General features: G+C 43.5%; 12 protein-coding genes. 3 read left to right on the top strand and 9 right to left on the bottom strand.

Annotated features, from left to right (window positions below; genetic code table 11):
- Positions 1-18 precede the first annotated feature (18 nt).
- The 8 genes from QQL36_RS14465 to QQL36_RS14430 form a co-directional block, all read right to left on the bottom strand.
- Positions 19-771 (bottom strand): peptidoglycan recognition family protein, encoded by a 753-nt coding sequence (locus tag QQL36_RS14465; RefSeq protein WP_321570093.1) that lies wholly within the window; start codon positions 769-771, stop codon positions 19-21.
- A complete protein-coding gene (locus tag QQL36_RS14460; protein ID WP_083720721.1) occupies positions 768-1,247 on the bottom strand; it encodes a hypothetical protein in 480 nt (159 codons plus the stop codon). The genes QQL36_RS14465 and QQL36_RS14460 overlap by 4 nt, the downstream gene beginning before the upstream one ends.
- A gap of 135 nt (positions 1,248-1,382) precedes the next feature.
- Complete coding sequence (locus tag QQL36_RS14455; protein WP_321570092.1) at positions 1,383-4,001, bottom strand: glycosyl hydrolase; 2,619 nt, start codon at positions 3,999-4,001, stop codon at positions 1,383-1,385.
- A 50-nt stretch (positions 4,002-4,051) separates the two neighbouring features.
- Entirely contained in the window at positions 4,052-5,137 is a 1,086-nt protein-coding gene (locus QQL36_RS14450) for a Gfo/Idh/MocA family protein (protein ID WP_083720724.1), read from the bottom strand.
- A 14-nt stretch (positions 5,138-5,151) separates the two neighbouring features.
- Entirely contained in the window at positions 5,152-6,024 is an 873-nt protein-coding gene (locus QQL36_RS14445; protein WP_083720726.1) for a YegJ family protein, read from the bottom strand.
- 149 nt (positions 6,025-6,173) lie between these two features.
- Positions 6,174-7,526, bottom strand: coding sequence for an outer membrane beta-barrel protein (locus QQL36_RS14440; RefSeq protein ID WP_083720728.1), 1,353 nt, complete (start codon positions 7,524-7,526; stop codon positions 6,174-6,176).
- Between the two features lie 162 nt (positions 7,527-7,688).
- Positions 7,689-8,795: a hypothetical protein gene (locus QQL36_RS14435; RefSeq protein WP_321570091.1), complete on the bottom strand. Its 1,107-nt coding sequence runs from the start codon at positions 8,793-8,795 to the stop codon at positions 7,689-7,691.
- Positions 8,782-9,423, bottom strand: coding sequence for an ATP-binding cassette domain-containing protein (locus tag QQL36_RS14430; RefSeq protein ID WP_083720732.1), 642 nt, complete (start codon positions 9,421-9,423; stop codon positions 8,782-8,784). Before QQL36_RS14430 ends, QQL36_RS14435 begins: the two co-directional genes overlap by 14 nt.
- Positions 9,424-9,888: 465 nt before the next feature.
- Here QQL36_RS14430 and QQL36_RS14425 point away from each other — a divergent pair, with 465 nt between their 5' ends.
- Together QQL36_RS14425 and QQL36_RS14420 are read left to right on the top strand one after the other, a co-directional pair.
- On the top strand, positions 9,889-10,860 hold the full coding sequence (locus tag QQL36_RS14425; protein WP_083720733.1) for a ribonucleoside-diphosphate reductase small subunit: 972 nt from the start codon (positions 9,889-9,891) through the stop codon (positions 10,858-10,860).
- A 106-nt stretch (positions 10,861-10,966) separates the two neighbouring features.
- Complete coding sequence (locus QQL36_RS14420; protein ID WP_321570090.1) at positions 10,967-13,369, top strand: ribonucleoside-diphosphate reductase subunit alpha; 2,403 nt, start codon at positions 10,967-10,969, stop codon at positions 13,367-13,369.
- A gap of 56 nt (positions 13,370-13,425) precedes the next feature.
- Here QQL36_RS14420 and QQL36_RS14415 read toward each other — a convergent pair whose 3' ends face one another.
- Complete coding sequence (locus tag QQL36_RS14415) at positions 13,426-14,013, bottom strand: TrmH family RNA methyltransferase (RefSeq protein WP_083720737.1); 588 nt, start codon at positions 14,011-14,013, stop codon at positions 13,426-13,428.
- Between the two features lie 102 nt (positions 14,014-14,115).
- Here QQL36_RS14415 and QQL36_RS14410 point away from each other — a divergent pair, with 102 nt between their 5' ends.
- A complete protein-coding gene (locus tag QQL36_RS14410) occupies positions 14,116-16,803 on the top strand; it encodes an AsmA-like C-terminal region-containing protein (protein WP_321570089.1) in 2,688 nt (895 codons plus the stop codon).
- Positions 16,804-16,822 lie beyond the last annotated feature (19 nt).

The raw sequence follows: 16,822 nt of genomic DNA, 5'->3' as shown, positions 1-16,822 counted from the left end.
TATTTGGGGTTGTATAGGTTATCTCACTCCTCCGCTCCAGAACCAGCTCCCTTCTTCAGTAAAGTACCATTTGCTGTTATCATTGATCTTCTCACCGTTGTTCACATAGCCGTCGTAAGCCAGTTGGATACCTGGTTCCACTATATTGATGGGAGCCTTGTGTGTATCAGGGGTAGCGCGGATATTGAGCCGTGAGCGGGAAGTAACTTTACCTGTGGTTTTTACTTTTTGTGGGATGTCGCCATCATCGTCATCGTTCACAGGTGTAGGCTGATTACCACTGGCCAGTGCGATCAGTTTATTGAGATCGACCTTTGTACCAGGGCAGGTTTTAGCGCCATAGATTTCGTGATGACCGACTACATGTTGTCTGTCCAGCGGAATATGCCAGCGATCAGCGATGTCGCGTACCAGGGCCGCACTGGCGGCATACATGGCATCTGTCCATGGAGTATCGCCTTTCCCTTCGTGTTCGATACCGATGGTGTAATAGTTTGGATTGATGTACTGACCATTGGAAGTTTTGATCAGTGTCCATGAAGGCGTGTACACACGGCCTGCATGCCAGGCACTGTCTGTTTCCTGCACATATTGATGTACTTCGCCCTGCTGGCCTACGCCATAGTGGGCAGAAACTTTGGAAGCAGGATTACTGAACCAGCTGTCAGTGCCGGCCAGCGTACCATCCATGATGTGGATAACGATGGCAAATGGGGTGTAATTCTTTCTTCCTGGGGTGAAATTGGGGCTTAATTTTGGTATGATACTCATCCTAATGCATTGTTATGTTGTGGGGTATATTCATCTGCAACCAGCTCTGGTTCTTCGTTCACAGGGGTTGCTTGTTCAACTGATACAGTCACCGGGGGCGTGGCGGTGATCGTGACTGGTGCGGCAGGTACAACAGCTTTCACCTTATTCAGGTAAGTCTGGAAGAAGCCTTCAATAAAGTCTGCGCCTGCATAGCCGATGGCAATAATGGTCACGATGGCTTCTGTCTGGTAACCATCTGCAGTTTTGAGTGAGGTACCTTTGATAATCATACCAATGGCACCAGCTACAAAGCCGATGAAGATACTGACCCAGAGGCGTCCTGCATCCATTTTTTCAGGCGTACTGCCTGCTGCTACCTGCTGTGCGTTGGAATCACTTAATTTTTTAAGTCCTACTGCGATTCGGATTCCCTGGCCTATAGCGCCAAGAAGACCACCGGCAATTACGGTGTAGATAATGTCTGTAATGGACATAACATTCAAATTTTGGGGTTGTGGTTTTACAATTTCGTTTGGTATCTCGAATTTTGGGGCTTGTGCTTTTATCTTAATCAACCAAATATAATAAATATGGTGGAGTGTTGTCCAAAAAAAAATTAATGAATCGCGCTATTGTTCAGTCAGGCGGCCAATTACCACTGGTCCCAGCAATCCTGCGGGGAGTAAATTCCACTCGGGTCGGATAAAGATATTAGTGTGAGTAATGCGTTGCGCTTCCGGCAATCCCCTGTCTCCGACAAGGCGGTTTCGCCAGCTGTTGATAACAATGATTTGCAGATCGTTTTTGCCTTTATCCAATTTTATGGGTAGTCTGAAAGGAGGCGTCCATACGATACCAAGGTCTTTGCCATTTAAATTCACCTGCGCAATACCTACATCCTGTATCTTGCCAAGATCAATATACATGGAATCAGTTGAGGTGCGATTCCAGTTAAATGACTGTTGATAAGTGGCAGCACCGGAATAATATTTCACAGCGGGATCTGTATGATTGGTCCAGCTTTCGAGTTTGGTGAATGTCTTTACAGGCATGTCTTTAAATTGGACCTGCCAGGGCCTTTTTATGGTGTCTTGGGGGATAAATACATAATTGTTCGTACCTGCTTTTCCATCTCCATGTACAGGCTTTCTGAAAACAACAAAATAAGCCCCATATGGTGCGAAATTCAACGGTATGGTAGTCATATTCCCTTTTTGTCTGAAAGCCGAAATTTGGCGTATTTCTCCCGTTACAGGATCCCAGTATTCTGGTTGCCTGCCAGTGATTCTAAAACTGGCTTGTACGTGCGTGGCAGTATCGGCGCTGTTACTTACAAAGTAATAATCTATGCTATCCTGCTGGTGATGGATCCAGTTAATATTTTCGCCAATAAAATCAGGGGTTAGTGGTACATTGGTTTGCAATGCATTTACTTTCTGCCGCACAGCAGGAGATAATTTATAATCTGCCGGCACTACGAGTTTTCTGTATCGCATACCACCCGGCAATTCCAGCCACCCATTCTTTAATTCCATTTTCATCAGCTGTTCTTCATTGATCACATCGTAATCATTGTAGGGCAATACATGCGCGGGATCGCTCTCTTTATTCTTTGCAATATTCGGTACGTGATCGCCATAGTAATACACGACATCTGCTACAAATCTTCCTTGCTGCATCATGTATTGTACCCTTGCCATGTAATTGAAAAACGCATCTGCATATGGCCACCAGGTAATATGTCTGTTTAAATGCGTACCTGCAAAATATTCCTGCCCCGGCTCTCCCATAGAGGCAGGAGATGAAGTAAATGTATGGAGAAATACCAGGTTCAAGCCTGCACACACTTCATGGTCAAAGGAGCTTTTCAGATCATGCCAGATCACATCATTCCAGTGTTTTCCGATGGTGGTAAATGCTTCTGCGCCTACAAGGGTTTTATTGTAAATATGTGCAGCACTCGCAGCCTGCTTTACAAAAAACCGGCTATCCGGATCCGGCCGGTGTGCAGAAGGCGCCCAGAATTCACTCATCATGATGTCGCTATGTCCATAGTTTTTCAAACCATCAAAAAATCCAACATGCGGACCGGAACATTCCGGGCCAATGCCCATGCCGTATTTGGCTGCATGCGCTTTGAATACTTTGTAATGATAATCAGACACCAGGTCACCGATCGTCTTTCTAAAATCATTCAGAAACTGATTACTGGAATCAGGGCTATCGATAATTTTCCCTGCTACTACAGGCAGGTAGGGCAACAGATCATAACCTCTGCGGATCTGAAATTCCTTGCGGAAATTTTCAGTCCAGTTAATGCCACCAAGTTCCCAGCTATCCGTTTGTAGATAACGCAATGTAGTACCAGCATCTGCACCAATCCCATCCAGCAGTGGTTTTACATGGGTATTCCAATATCTGTCAAAATGGTCTGCATTCATGTAGTCAATTACAAGGCCTTGCCATTTGCCACTGGCAGTAGAAATGTGTGCGCCATTATTGGTATAGCCAAAGCGCATGATCACCCATTTTCCTGCCGGCGCTTTCCATTTCAAACGTCCTGTATGATCTAAAAATTCAGAGATGTCAATTACTTCGGAATGATATGCATTGGCTTTACTTACAACGTCATTCTTTAACAAATATCGGGTATCGGCAGCAGAAAAGCCAGCTTCTTCAAAAGCAGCTTTCTTATGCAGGTCTTTCAGTGGGTGAATACCAATTGTATCTCTCCATGGAAATGCCAGTACGGCAATATCCCTGTAAAAACCTTGTCTGGCAGGAGGCGTAGCCAACTGTACCTGTATAGTTTTATTGCCTGTTAAGGTGGTATCAGACCAGGTAATATGCTTCGTCGATTCCTGCGGAGTTACATCTGGCGCGCCCAGGTTCCAGCCGCTTTGAATATTCATACTTAGCTCCAATCCTAATCTGTGTGCTTCTTTTACAGCATGCTGAAACAAGGCCACCCATTCCGGAGAACCAAACATAGGACCTTCAGGTACATTGCCATTATCCCGTTGATCCTGTCCACCTGCATCTACAATACAGGCGCCACTGAAGCCTTTGGCTTTCATGGCTTCCAGATCGAGGGTAATGCTTTTTTTGGTCACATTGCCATTGAGCCACCACCACCAGCAACGGATACCGGCACTGGCAGGAGGATGGGCAAATAAAGTGGGGGTTATTTGTTGTGCATAGCTAAGCTGGCAAAGCAGCACCAGCAGCGGCATGAAGTAGCGTTTCATAGCGTAGAGTGGTTTAAACCGGCTTGTAGATGCAGCTGGTCCGGACCTGTTTATAGCTTGTTGATTTCCTGTCTCTTTCCCTCCTTCGCCGACTTTCTCGCAGCCTCCAATATCTTTACTACAATCAGGTTATTATTCAGGGAAGAAAGATCATGACCCGGTTGTATCGTACCATTTAACACAGCTGCCAGGTAAGTGAGGTTATCGGTATATGCGGGTACAGGCACTGTCAGCGACTGTGTACTATCTTTTTGTCTTTGCTGCAGCTGATTGGCATTCAGGGCATGTAAATAGCCGCTCTTACCAAATACCTCCCAGTCTTTGATACTAAATGGCCAGTTCCAGCTGGCTTCAATAATACCGGTAGCATCAGGGTACTCCAGCAGAATTGTGGCATCATCATCCACCTTAGGATACACCGATGGTTTGATATGACGCGCCACCGCTGTTACAGCAATAGGTGCTTTGCCATCCATGAGCCATGTCATCAGGTTAGCGCCATAGCAACCAAAATCTACGATTGCTCCTCCCCCGTTTTTCACAGGATCCGTCAACCAGTTAGTAAAATCCTTGCTACATCCGATTTCTATCGGGCCTTCATGCCCATCATGCACGATCATTTTCCTTACCGGACCGATGGCATTTTTCTTCACCAGCTCATACACTTGCTGATTGGTGCTGTACCAGGTAGTTTCGTAATTGGTAAGCACAGGAATGTGGTATTTCTCCGCCAGCGCAGCTATACGGGTAGCCTGTGCCACTGTGGTGGCGAGTGGCTTTTCTACCATCACAGGAATACCTTTTGGTGCACAGGCTTCTACGACCAATACATGCTCCGCCACTGGGTTGTAACCCAGTACAGCATCGGGATGCACTTTGGCCAGCATGGCATCCAGACTTGGATAAAAAATGGAATCAGGCAGGTGGTAACTCCTTTTGTACCTTGCTACCAGTGCAGTATCTGCCTCTGCAATACCGGCTATGCGTACCTTACCTTCTTTGAACTGATGCATGAGCAAATGCACATGATCATGATTGAGACCTGCTACGCCCACATTGAGCAGCTGCTGGGCGGTAGACATACACGTGGATAACAGTCCCATACATAACAGACTGTAACGGATTAACTGCTTCATAAATTATTTGTTTATTACTCTGCAACATTCAACACTTTCCAGCCATCTTCATCCCTGAAGGTATACAATTGTTGGCGACTTTTTCCCCCATCAGGGAAAATACAAAATTCTGTAATGAGATATAGGTTATCAGTGATTTTCGTTCTGGCAGGGAAAGCCCGGAGTAAGTTGTGGAATACAGGAAACCCTTTTTCTTCAAGGTTTTTGATAAAAGAAAGCCGGAGTACTTCGGCAGTAGCCTCGACGATTTCAGGACTGTTGAACCTGTCATTCATTTTCCTGAGCAGCAACCTGGCTTCTTCATAGAAATTTTTGCAGGATACAGCTTTTTCAATATCCTGTTCATCATAAGCATCTTCCAGGCACAGGATCGCCCCTTCCGGTGTGGAAAAGTCATGGGCAAAATAGTCAACGCCCTCATCGATATACAAGCCTACCTGTCTGTCAAAATCCGCCACCTCATGATCCGGCAAACCTTCACGAATAGCGCGGATAGTATAACCACCTATCAGACGGCCATTTTCAATGATCATCCAGTCGGTGATGAATTGCGGATCGATACCGATACGTTGATTGATGGATACAGAACTCACATAAACAGGTTTGTTGCCAACCTCGCCATAAAGGTTGCCTTCGTCGTCAAAGCTGGGGGTAGTCAGCCATATATGCTCACGGCTGGTGCCATCATCGATCAGTACTTTTACTGAAAAGTATTGTTGTGCAGGTGTTGGCTCAGACAGGCTATCCTGAAAGTGATGCATGGTAGCCCTTGCTTTTTCTATTGCCCAGTTCATTCGCTCATCCGAATCTGGAACATGTACTACAGGTAGTTGCTCATTGGAAGCGAGTTCGCTACGCTTACCAAATATTCTGGAAAATAAACCCATTTATAATTTCAATTAACGACATTGGTTGATCAGTCCCCCAAGTTTACGCACTCGAATTACGAATATAGTCAATTTGAAATTATAAATATCAATGAGGGTTGCCGGGTGGCAACCCTCATCCGGGTTCTCTTAGGAATATAATTGATTATTTACAGCCTGAATAATATCGCACAAATAATCCGGTCTTCTGATTTCACCAGGTCAGGACGCCAGTCCGCCGGCAATGGAGTGGTGGTATACCCTGTAGGAGAAGTCACGCCGCCCTTTCCTGCGAAGTAAGGTACGCTTGCATGTCTGTGCACATACTCGATTCTGAAAGTCAGGTTTTGATTAGGCATCCAGTCAAGGTTTGTACTACAATCCCATGCGGCAAACTGATCGCCGGGGTTTGCAGAGAAAGGATAAGCGCCTTCTGTTTTAGTAGGATCTGCCGGATCAGGCAGTGGGCTTGCCTGACCTGTAGGATACAGTACCAGGTACCGTCCAGGGTTTTTCATCACCCCACCACCTATTGTCCATGCAAAATGATCATGGGCAAACCAGGTACGGTTATAGAACATAGCGCTTAAGAAATATTGCGCTGGCCCTTTAGTACTATCGCCATTGGAAAAACCATTCACACCACCACCTTTTTCAAAACCAATGTCACCGGTCATGGAAAAAGCCATTTTTGTTATACCGTTTGAATTTGGCTTGTTATAATATCTGTACAGGAAACTATTGTCTGAGTGGAAACGCTTACGGTCAGCAATCATGGCAGCATCGGAACCATAGTAGTTGTTGGTGATCAGTTTCACATTGTCATTTGGTGCATAGGTAATGTTAAAACCCAGTCCAGGCATGGCATTGAATTTACCATAACTCTGCCAGCCATTGATGAGCCATGGTTCTATTTTCAGGTGTTTGGTAGGAAAGATCTGTACACGTACACCATTGAAAAACCAGGGGGTATTATCAGATGTAAAGCTAGCCTGATATTCCCAGTTTTCAACCTGATAATAGGAGTTCAGACCGATATAAGACATGAACATACCAGCATCCACATTGATACCATACCACTTGTTGAAGTGATACCCTGCATAAGCCTCACTGATATATCGGTATGCATCAGCCAATTGATATTGTCCTCTGTACACACTGTAATCATTGCGTGGTACGACGATAGAACGGGTACCAAATTGAGTGATGATACGACCTCTGGCGCCATTGTAATTAAACTCACCGCCCAATGCAGCACTGGAAACCTGTACCTCATTGTTACGTGCCAGTGCAGTAGAACCTACTACGGTGTTGTCATTTGGATTGTTGAAAGAATGTGTGTAGTTCACATCCAGCATCACGATGCCGGTCACATACTTTGATTGCAGGTTGGGTTGATCCCTTCTGTCATTACCATTTTGCCAGGTCATATCCATGCCGCTAAAAGGAACTTTGGTCGTATCAGGCGTCTGGGCGAATGTTTGGACAGATGCAAATAAAAGTACGCTTAAAAGGTTGTTCATTTTGTATAAGTTTATTCGATGCCGGATAATAGCCGAAAATTGTTCCGGTTCTGGCATAGAATAACCAAACGCTTTATTGACAAGCCTTTCAACAAAATGCTCATTTTTACGCACAAAAAAAAGCCTCTCAAAATGAGAGACTTTCTAAGAAAATGAGAAGGGTTACTGTACTTCTGCCAGCGGCGGTTCGTACTTATAATACCTTATACTGAATATAGTAAAGGCCAGCACCTGCAATACAATGACAAGGTACCAGTACCAATAACCTAATATCATAAACAAAGCGACTACTACTGAAATCAATACCCAGCGAAAATATTTATCCTGGTCCAGTTTTGAAAAATATAACAACTTTCTCCACATCACCAACATCGATACACTCACGCAGATAAACAACAACTGATCTAATGGACCAGCAACCTGATAAGTTCTCACTGCCAGGAAAATAAATTCAGGCAACAACAACACGAAATATGCTAACGATGTATGTCCATACCTTTTCCACAAGGGCAAAGGGAATTGTACAGTCATGGATAACTTCAGATCATCAAATTGCCTGTGATTAAACACCAGCACCGTATGTGCCAGTAATACCAGTAACAGTCCTACCAGCATAAACCGCAATTCATATGGCTGTTCCATCAGTGAATAAGTAACAATGATGATGAGCCCAGTCACCCCTTTGGTTATAAACAGTGAACGGCTACCATTATTCAACAACTCATACACATAATATGCCCACAATGGTTTAGTAAATAAGCGATTCAGTTTTTGTTGCCACCTGATAAAGATAGAAGTAGTACCCGGCCGTTTTATTCTATAATCATAAAAATACAATGGTATTACTGTCATCAGTAACTGGAATAATACAATAACAGCAGCAGCACCTATATGCTTATCTTTCCATGCTACGCATACGGCAACTGCACTATATGCAAGTGCAGGTAAATACAATGAGAAATGTATACGGTACCAGGTGGTCCATTTACTTGTACCATCCAACACCCCCAATGTTCCATACAGGTACAACGATTCTCTGGCACTTAATGTTTTCAAAACAAAAAACGCGCACTTCACATTGTAAATAGCCCAACCTGATAATACAAGGAATAGAAAGTCTGTATTGCTGGTAAAACCCCTGATCAGTGTGAGGTGATACGAAAGCAACATATTGCCTGGTACTATTCCAAAAAAGAAATAAAATACCAGGAAAAAGATGGCCGCATTACTTGCATAAAAGCGGGCAGTAAATATTTTAGATAACGCCATGAGCTGCTACAATATTTTTATCCTGTACCTGTAAGCGGATAGAACTGCCCGAAACTGGCTGATGTGAACTAATAATAAAAGTAACTCCAAACTTCGTATGGAATTCCTCCACAAGATGATTGATCAAAGGAACGGTTTGAACATCCAAAGTGATCAGCGGCTCATCGAGCAAAATAACCTTTGGCATACCAGCAAAAGCCAGTACCAGTGACAGCTTTTTCAACATACCACTGGAGTACCCGCTCACCGGCCTGTGAATAAACTCGTGGATACCTAATGAGTATATGATCTCATCCAGTTCTTTATATCCTTTGCCCTTGGTTTTCAGGTACAAACTGACCAGGTCTTTTCCTGTGAGGAAACCAGGATAAACAGGCTCAGCTTCTGCATAGTTCACCATACGTCTAAATTGTACAGGTTGCTGCTTTGCCCGCACGTTTTCCACACTGATTTCGCCCTCACAGGGTATCAGTGCAGCCATTACTTTCATGCTGGTAGTCTTGCCGGCTCCATTTCCCCCTAATAACCAATAGGTTCCATATTCTAATTGGAGATCAGGGATATTCAGAACTACATGATCTTCATAGGCTTTAATCACATTTTTTAAATGGAGTACGGGTGCCGACATAATGAATGATTATACTTTATGCTAATATTGCACAAATATCTTTTTTTATTCTACTGGTAGTAAATGAATTAACAAAAAATTGGTGAAATTTTAGCCTGTTTTCCGGAAAAAAAACTAAATAATATCTAAATTATTTTCTATGTGCAAAACGATTGCGGATAGAATTAACATTCGCGAATACCCCTATCCTGCTTCATTCTATAATTACACACATGTGTTTTCCACAGGTCGTTAATAACTTAAAATATAGCCAGCGAAGATCATCATTACATTTGTATAAGTTCATGGCGAAGTTGTGCCCCGAGAAAACATTACCAGCGCAATCCACCTGTCCTGAACAAACCAGCGTATAATAAGGGTATTTCAGAAAAAGGGTTCATAGCAAATAAATTGGCGGGAACGTCTCCTTTCCGTAATGTCCTGGCATGTCTATATACGTTAACCATAATTAAATTAATTGAGTTGATGAACTACGAGAATGAACTCCTGTTGAAGGAAAATAAGGATCGCTTTGTATTGCTGCCTATCAATTATCCGGCTGTATGGGAAAAATACAAAAAGCACGAAGCCAGTTTCTGGACAGCTGAAGAAATAGATCTGAGTGGGGACCTGAAAGACTGGGCTAATCTGAATGATGGTGAACGTCACTTTATTACACACGTACTCGCATTTTTTGCTGCCAGTGATGGCATTGTAAATGAAAATCTGGCTGTTAACTTCATGAGTGAAGTACAATTACCAGAAGCTCGTTGTTTTTATGGTTTTCAGATCATGATGGAAAACATCCACTCTGAAACATACGCATTACTGATCGATACTTACGTAAAAGATCCGGTTGAAAAAGACCGCCTGTTCCATGCCATCGATACAGTACCCGCTGTAAAGAAAAAAGCAGAATGGGCACTGCGCTGGATTGAGAATGGCAACTTTGCAGAACGCCTGGTAGCATTTGCTGCGGTAGAAGGTATCTTTTTCTCCGGTAGCTTCTGTTCTATCTTCTGGCTCAAGAAAAGAGGATTAATGCCAGGGTTGACATTCTCCAATGAATTGATTAGCCGTGATGAAGGATTGCATTGTGAATTTGCTTGTTTGCTCTATAGCATGCTGGAACAAAAATTATCGGAAGAACAGGTTCACCATATTATATCCAACGCAGTAGAAATAGAAAAAGAATTTATTATCGATGCGCTGCCTGTAGCACTGATTGGCATGAACAGTAAGCTGATGGCCGAATACATTGAATTCGTGGCAGACCGCTGGTTATCAGAATTAGGTTATAGTAAAATATTTAATACTGCAAATCCGTTTGATTTCATGGAGATGATTTCTCTGCAGGGTAAAACCAACTTCTTCGAAAAACGCGTGGGTGACTATCAGAAAGCAGGTGTAATGTCTGGAAAAGATACTCAGACTTTCAGACTCGATGAAGATTTCTAATTAATTACCGGATTCATGTATAAAGGCATAATAATTGCAAGCTATAAGCTGACATTTTTTTTGCCAACACATATTCGATTATACTAACCTTTAAATTCATTTAACCATGTTTGTAATTAAGCGCGACGGTCGCAAAGAAGCGGTAAAGTTTGACAAGATCACTGCCCGCGTTGAAAAGCTTTGTTATGGATTAAATGCGGATTATGTAGATGCCATCGACGTTGCCAAGAAAGTGATTCAAGGTTTATATGATGGAGTGAATACTACTGAGCTGGATAATCTGGCTGCAGAAACAGCCGCCTCGCTTACTACCAAACATCCTGATTACGCACTGCTGGCTTCACGCATTGCAGTAAGTAACCTCCATAAAAATACAGTGAAATCATTCTCCCAGACAATGAAGAACCTGTATGATTATATCGATCCTAAAGTCGGCAAACCAGCACCACTGATCTCTGATGATGTGATGGAAATCATCAGTAATAATGCAGAGATTCTCGACTCCAATATAATTTACGACCGTGATTTCGCATTCGATTATTTCGGTTTCAAAACACTGGAACGTTCTTACTTATTAAAGATAGATGGGAAAGTGGCGGAACGTCCACAACATATGTTGATGCGTGTGGCAGTTGGTATACACAAAGAGGATATCGACGCTGCTATCAAAACATATAACCTGATGAGCGAACGCTGGTTCACACATGCTACGCCTACCCTGTTCAATGCAGGTACGCCTAAGCCACAGATGTCCAGCTGCTTCCTGCTCACCATGCAGGACGATAGCATTGAAGGTATATATGATACCCTCAAGCAAACTGCAAAGATCTCACAGAGTGCCGGCGGTATTGGTCTGAGCATTCACAACATCCGCGCTACAGGTTCATACATCAGTGGTACCAATGGTACTTCTAATGGTATCATTCCTATGCTGCGTGTGTTCAACGACACTGCACGTTATGTAGACCAGGGTGGTGGTAAGCGTAAAGGCGCTTTCGCAATCTACCTCGAACCATGGCATGCAGACATCTTCGAATTCCTGGATCTGCGCAAGAACCATGGTAAAGAAGAAATGCGTGCAAGAGACCTGTTCTATGCACTATGGGTACCAGACCTGTTCATGAAGCGTGTGGAAGAAAATGGCGACTGGAGCCTGTTCTGTCCTCACGAAGCACCAGGACTGCACGAGTGCTGGGGTGAAGCTTTCGAGAAATTATATACACAATATGAAAGCGAAAACCGCGCACGCAAAACTGTGAAAGCACAGGACCTGTGGTTCGCTATTCTCGATGCACAAATTGAAACCGGTAACCCTTACCTGCTGTATAAAGATGCTGCCAATAGCAAATCGAACCAGCAGAACCTGGGTACTATCAAGAGTTCGAACCTATGTACAGAAATCATCGAATATACTGATGCCAACGAAGTAGCTGTATGTAACCTCGCATCTCTGGCACTGCCTCGCTTTGTGATCGATGGTAAATTTGATCACCAGCGTTTATTTGATGTGACTTATCAGGTAGCGATCAACCTGAACCGCATCATTGATAATAACTTTTATCCGGTTGAACAGGCGCGTAACTCCAACCTGCGTCACCGTCCTATCGGACTAGGTGTACAGGGTCTGGCAGATGCCTTTATCCTGATGCGTTATCCATTTGAAAGTGAAGAAGCTAAACAGCTGAACAAAGATATCTTTGAAACTATCTACTTTGCAGGCCTCACCGCTTCCAAAGATCTGGCTGTAAAAGAAGGCGCTTACGAAACCTTCCCAGGCTCACCTGCCTCAAAAGGTATTCTGCAGTTTGATATGTGGGGTGTAACACCTTCTGCACGCTGGGATTGGACTTCGCTGAAAGCAGCCATCAAAAAGCATGGTATCCGCAACTCCCTGTTGCTGGCACCAATGCCTACAGCATCTACTTCTCAGATTCTTGGTAACAACGAATGTTTTGAACCATATACTTCCAACATCTACACCCGTCGTGTACTGAGTGGTGAATTTGTGGTAGTGAACAAACACCTGCTGAAAGATCTGGTAGAACTCGGCCTGTGGGATAATGATATGAAGAACAAGATCATTGCGGCAAACGGGTCTATCCAGAACATCCAGGAAATTCCAACTAACATCAAAGCGCTGTATAAAACTGTTTGGGAAATCAAACAACGTACGATCATCGATATGGCTGCAGATCGTGGTGCATTTATATGCCAGTCTCAGTCACTGAACCTGTTCGTAGATACACCTTCTGCTGCTAAGCTGACATCTATGCACTTCCACGCATGGAAGAGAGGTTTGAAAACCGGTATGTATTATCTGCGTACACAGGCTGCTACACAGGCTGTACAGTTTACAGTAGAGAAACAGGGTGGTCAGAATATGGAGCCAGTGATTGCTGCTACAGCATCTGTTGGTGAAAAGAAAGTAGACCCGAAGTTAGATGAGGTGGAGATAATTGAAGGTGCAGTGTGCACCATGGAAGAGGGTTGTGTGACATGTAGTGCTTAATTCAAACGTCTTTAAAATAAAAAAGCTGTTGCAGATCGCAACAGCTTTTTTTATTTTTATTCTTCTTCATATCCCCATTCATCTAACAGGGTATTAAATTGTTCATCAGGTAAATTTCTTTTATCATAATGCCCTGCCAGCGTCTTTTGCCTCATGGCTTCATAGATACTCACCGCACACGCTACCGATACGTTTAATGATCGAATAATTCCCATTTGTGGAATAATAAAATTACCATCCGCAGCAGCCCTTAATTCCTCCGACACCCCTGTCTGCTCATTCCCAAATACCAATGCTACAGAACCTGTAAAATCAATATCATACAGACTCACCGCACCATGTGCCAGATGAGTCGTCATCAATTTATCATATCGCTGCTTTAATACTTTAATACATTCCCGTACATCGGTAAACTGATGAATCGTCAGCCATTTAACAGCACTGGACGAACTTTTAATCCCCCATTTCTTCACCCTTGGTGCCTTGGTAGTCACCACATAAATTTCCTGGATACCTACCGCATCGCAGGTACGCATTATTGCAGAAACATTGTGTGGATCTTCTATATTATCCAGTACTACCGTAAGGCCAGCCTGGCGTCTATTCAGTACGAATAATAATCTTTCTCTACGTTCAGGCGTCATAATCAATTAGATATAAAATTTCAACAGCAAAATTAAGGTAATTTGAAGAATACGGTATTACTTGTTATCTTCAATCGGAATATATAAACCTATATCTGCCACATGTTAAAGAAGATCCTGAAAATAACGGGTATATTGCTGATCGTATTAGTAGCTGCAGCAATTGCCATTCCTTTCCTGTTCAAGGGAAAGATTATGTCCATCGTAAAAACTGAATTGAATAAACAGTTGGAGGCGGACGTTGACTTCAAAGATGTAGATATCAGTCTGATCAGACACTTCCCCCGCCTTGCCGTGGCACTGGAAGACCTGCAGGTTGTAAATCGCGCACCTTTTGTTGGAGATACCCTGATCTCCGTGAAAAAAATCGATGTGGCATTAAATCTGATGAGCGTAATCAAAGGCGAAACCTACGATATCTATAACATCAATATCGAAGCGCCACGCATTCACGCCATCATCAACAAAGATGGTAAAGCCAACTGGGACATTACCAAACCAGATACTGCACAGGCCAATCCAGCTGATACTGCTTCTACTAAGTTTGCTATGAGCCTGCAACAGTACAAAATCGAAGATGCGTATATCGAGTATACTGACCGCCAGGGAGATATGGGACTCATCATTGAAAACCTGGATCACTCAGGCAAAGGAGATTTCACACAGGATCTCTTTATCCTCAGTACCAGCACCGAAGCAGAAGCCATCACTTTCCGTTTTGGCCTCATCCCCTACCTGCTGCGTACCCATACCAAAATGGATGCAGACATCAAGATAGATAACAAAACCAGCACATATACCATCCAGCAGGCTAAAGCTAGTCTGAATAACCTGCAGCTCACTGCACAGGGTTCTTTCACACTGGTAAACGATAGCACTTATGGAATGGACCTGAGTATGAAAGCGCCGTCCACCCAGTTCAAAGACATCCTTTCACTGGTACCGGCCATCTTCATGACAGACTTTGATAAGATTAAAACTTCGGGTACTGCATCATTTGACGGCTTTGTAAAAGGAACTTACAGTGCTACACAGATGCCGGCATTTGGCCTCAATCTGAATGTAAAAGATGGTTTCTTCCAATATCCTGATCTGCCAAAACCAGTAAAGAATATACAGATCGCCCTGAAGGTCAGCAATCCTGACGGTGTGCCTGATCATACGATTGTAGACATGCCATCTGCTCACCTGGATATGGATAATACCCCGCTGGACCTGCGCCTGCTGGTAAAAACGCCGGTATCAGACATGTATGTGGATGGTGCTGCCAAAGGTAGCCTGGACCTATCTAAAGTAACCCAGTTTGTAAAACTGGAAGAAGGAACTGCACTCAGTGGTATCGTCGATGCAGACGTAAGTGCCAAAGGCAATATGAGCGCAATCGAAAAGCAACAATACGATCGTTTCTATGCAGCGGGCAGCATCCTGGTGACCAACCTCCTGTACCGCAGCAAAGACTATCCGGATGGCGTGAAGGTGAATAACCTCTCCATGAAATTCAATCCTAAAAATGTAACAATTGAATCATTCGATGGTCAGTACATGGGTACGAATTTCAAAGCCAACGGTGCGGTGAATAACATGCTGGCTTATGCTTTCAAAAACGAACCACTGGATGGTAACCTGACTGTGAAAGCCGATCAGATCGACCTGGATAAATGGATGGGCACAGAAACAACCACTACCACTGCTACGGATACCCCCAGCGCACCATTTGCCGTACCTGCTAACCTGGACCTGAGCCTGAATGCTACAGCAGACAAAGTACATTATGACAAACTGGACCTGACTAATGTAACCGGGGCACTGCTGGTAAAAGATCAGACCGTTACCATGCAGCAGGTAAAAGCCAATGCCATGCAGGGTACCATGGAGGTAAATGGTACATACAGCACCAAAACAAATCCCAATACACCTGATATCAGCATGGCTTACAATGTACAACAGATAGATATTCAGGAGGCATTTAAATCCTTCAATACAGTACAGAAATTAATGCCGATCGCCCAATTTATTGGCGGTAAAGTAAATTCTCAATTGACCCTGAAAGGGCAGCTGGGCAAAGATATGATGCCGGTAATGAGCAGCCTGAACGGGGATGGTAACCTGCTGGTACTGGAAGGTGCATTGCAGAAATTTGGTGTAGTAGATCAGCTGGCAAATACACTGAATGTAACTGCACTAAAAAACCTTTCACTGAAAGACCTGAAAACATACTTCTCTTTTGAAAACGGAAGAGTGAAAATCAATCCTTTCACTGTGAATTTCAATGGTATGCACATGCAAGTTGGTGGTTCACATGGCTTTGACCAATCACTGGATTATACGATGTTGATGACCCTGCCAAGAAGTGTGATTGGCAAACAGGGTGATGCCCTGATCACCAGCCTTGCCACACAGGCCAGTAATAAAGGTATACCCGTAAACGTAAGTGATAGTATTCATTTGAATGTTTTATTGGGAGGAAATATTTTAAAACCAACATATAAAACTAACTTGCAGGAAACTGCGGGTAATACGGTGAATAACCTGAAAGATCAGGCTGCTACTTTAGTAAAAAATAAGGTAGATACAGTAAAAACAGCGATCAAAGATACCTTGCATTCAGTAAAGAACCAGGCTGTGACCACCGTAAAAGAAGCAGCTAAAGAAGAGCTGTCCAAGCAGCTATTGGGAGGGAAGAAGGATACAACAGGTGCTACTACTTCTAACAAAACAGAAGATTTGAAGAATGCTGGAAAAGAGGCGGTAAAGGGAATAGGTAACATTTTCAAGAAGAAAAATAACTAGGGGAACACATTATAATCAT

Source organism: Chitinophaga sp. LS1 (assembly GCF_034274695.1).
Taxonomy (GTDB): Bacteria; Bacteroidota; Bacteroidia; order Chitinophagales; family Chitinophagaceae; genus Chitinophaga.
Note: the sequence above shows the minus strand (reverse complement) of the source record. Positions and strands in the feature narration are given on the sequence as shown.

Excerpts from the sequence above, each read along its gene's own strand:
- QQL36_RS14465 (WP_321570093.1), bottom strand. The coding sequence starts at position 771 with ATGAGTATCATACCAAAATTAAGCCCCAATTTCACCCCAGGAAGAAAG.
- QQL36_RS14460 (WP_083720721.1), bottom strand. The coding sequence starts at position 1,247 with ATGTCCATTACAGACATTATCTACACCGTAATTGCCGGTGGTCTTCTT.
- QQL36_RS14455 (WP_321570092.1), bottom strand. The coding sequence starts at position 4,001 with ATGAAACGCTACTTCATGCCGCTGCTGGTGCTGCTTTGCCAGCTTAGC.
- QQL36_RS14450 (WP_083720724.1), bottom strand. The coding sequence starts at position 5,137 with ATGAAGCAGTTAATCCGTTACAGTCTGTTATGTATGGGACTGTTATCC.
- QQL36_RS14445 (WP_083720726.1), bottom strand. The coding sequence starts at position 6,024 with ATGGGTTTATTTTCCAGAATATTTGGTAAGCGTAGCGAACTCGCTTCC.
- QQL36_RS14440 (WP_083720728.1), bottom strand. The coding sequence starts at position 7,526 with ATGAACAACCTTTTAAGCGTACTTTTATTTGCATCTGTCCAAACATTC.
- QQL36_RS14435 (WP_321570091.1), bottom strand. The coding sequence starts at position 8,795 with ATGGCGTTATCTAAAATATTTACTGCCCGCTTTTATGCAAGTAATGCG.
- QQL36_RS14430 (WP_083720732.1), bottom strand. The coding sequence starts at position 9,423 with ATGTCGGCACCCGTACTCCATTTAAAAAATGTGATTAAAGCCTATGAA.
- QQL36_RS14425 (WP_083720733.1), top strand. The coding sequence starts at position 9,889 with ATGAACTACGAGAATGAACTCCTGTTGAAGGAAAATAAGGATCGCTTT.
- QQL36_RS14420 (WP_321570090.1), top strand. The coding sequence starts at position 10,967 with ATGTTTGTAATTAAGCGCGACGGTCGCAAAGAAGCGGTAAAGTTTGAC.
- QQL36_RS14415 (WP_083720737.1), bottom strand. The coding sequence starts at position 14,013 with ATGACGCCTGAACGTAGAGAAAGATTATTATTCGTACTGAATAGACGC.
- QQL36_RS14410 (WP_321570089.1), top strand. The coding sequence starts at position 14,116 with ATGTTAAAGAAGATCCTGAAAATAACGGGTATATTGCTGATCGTATTA.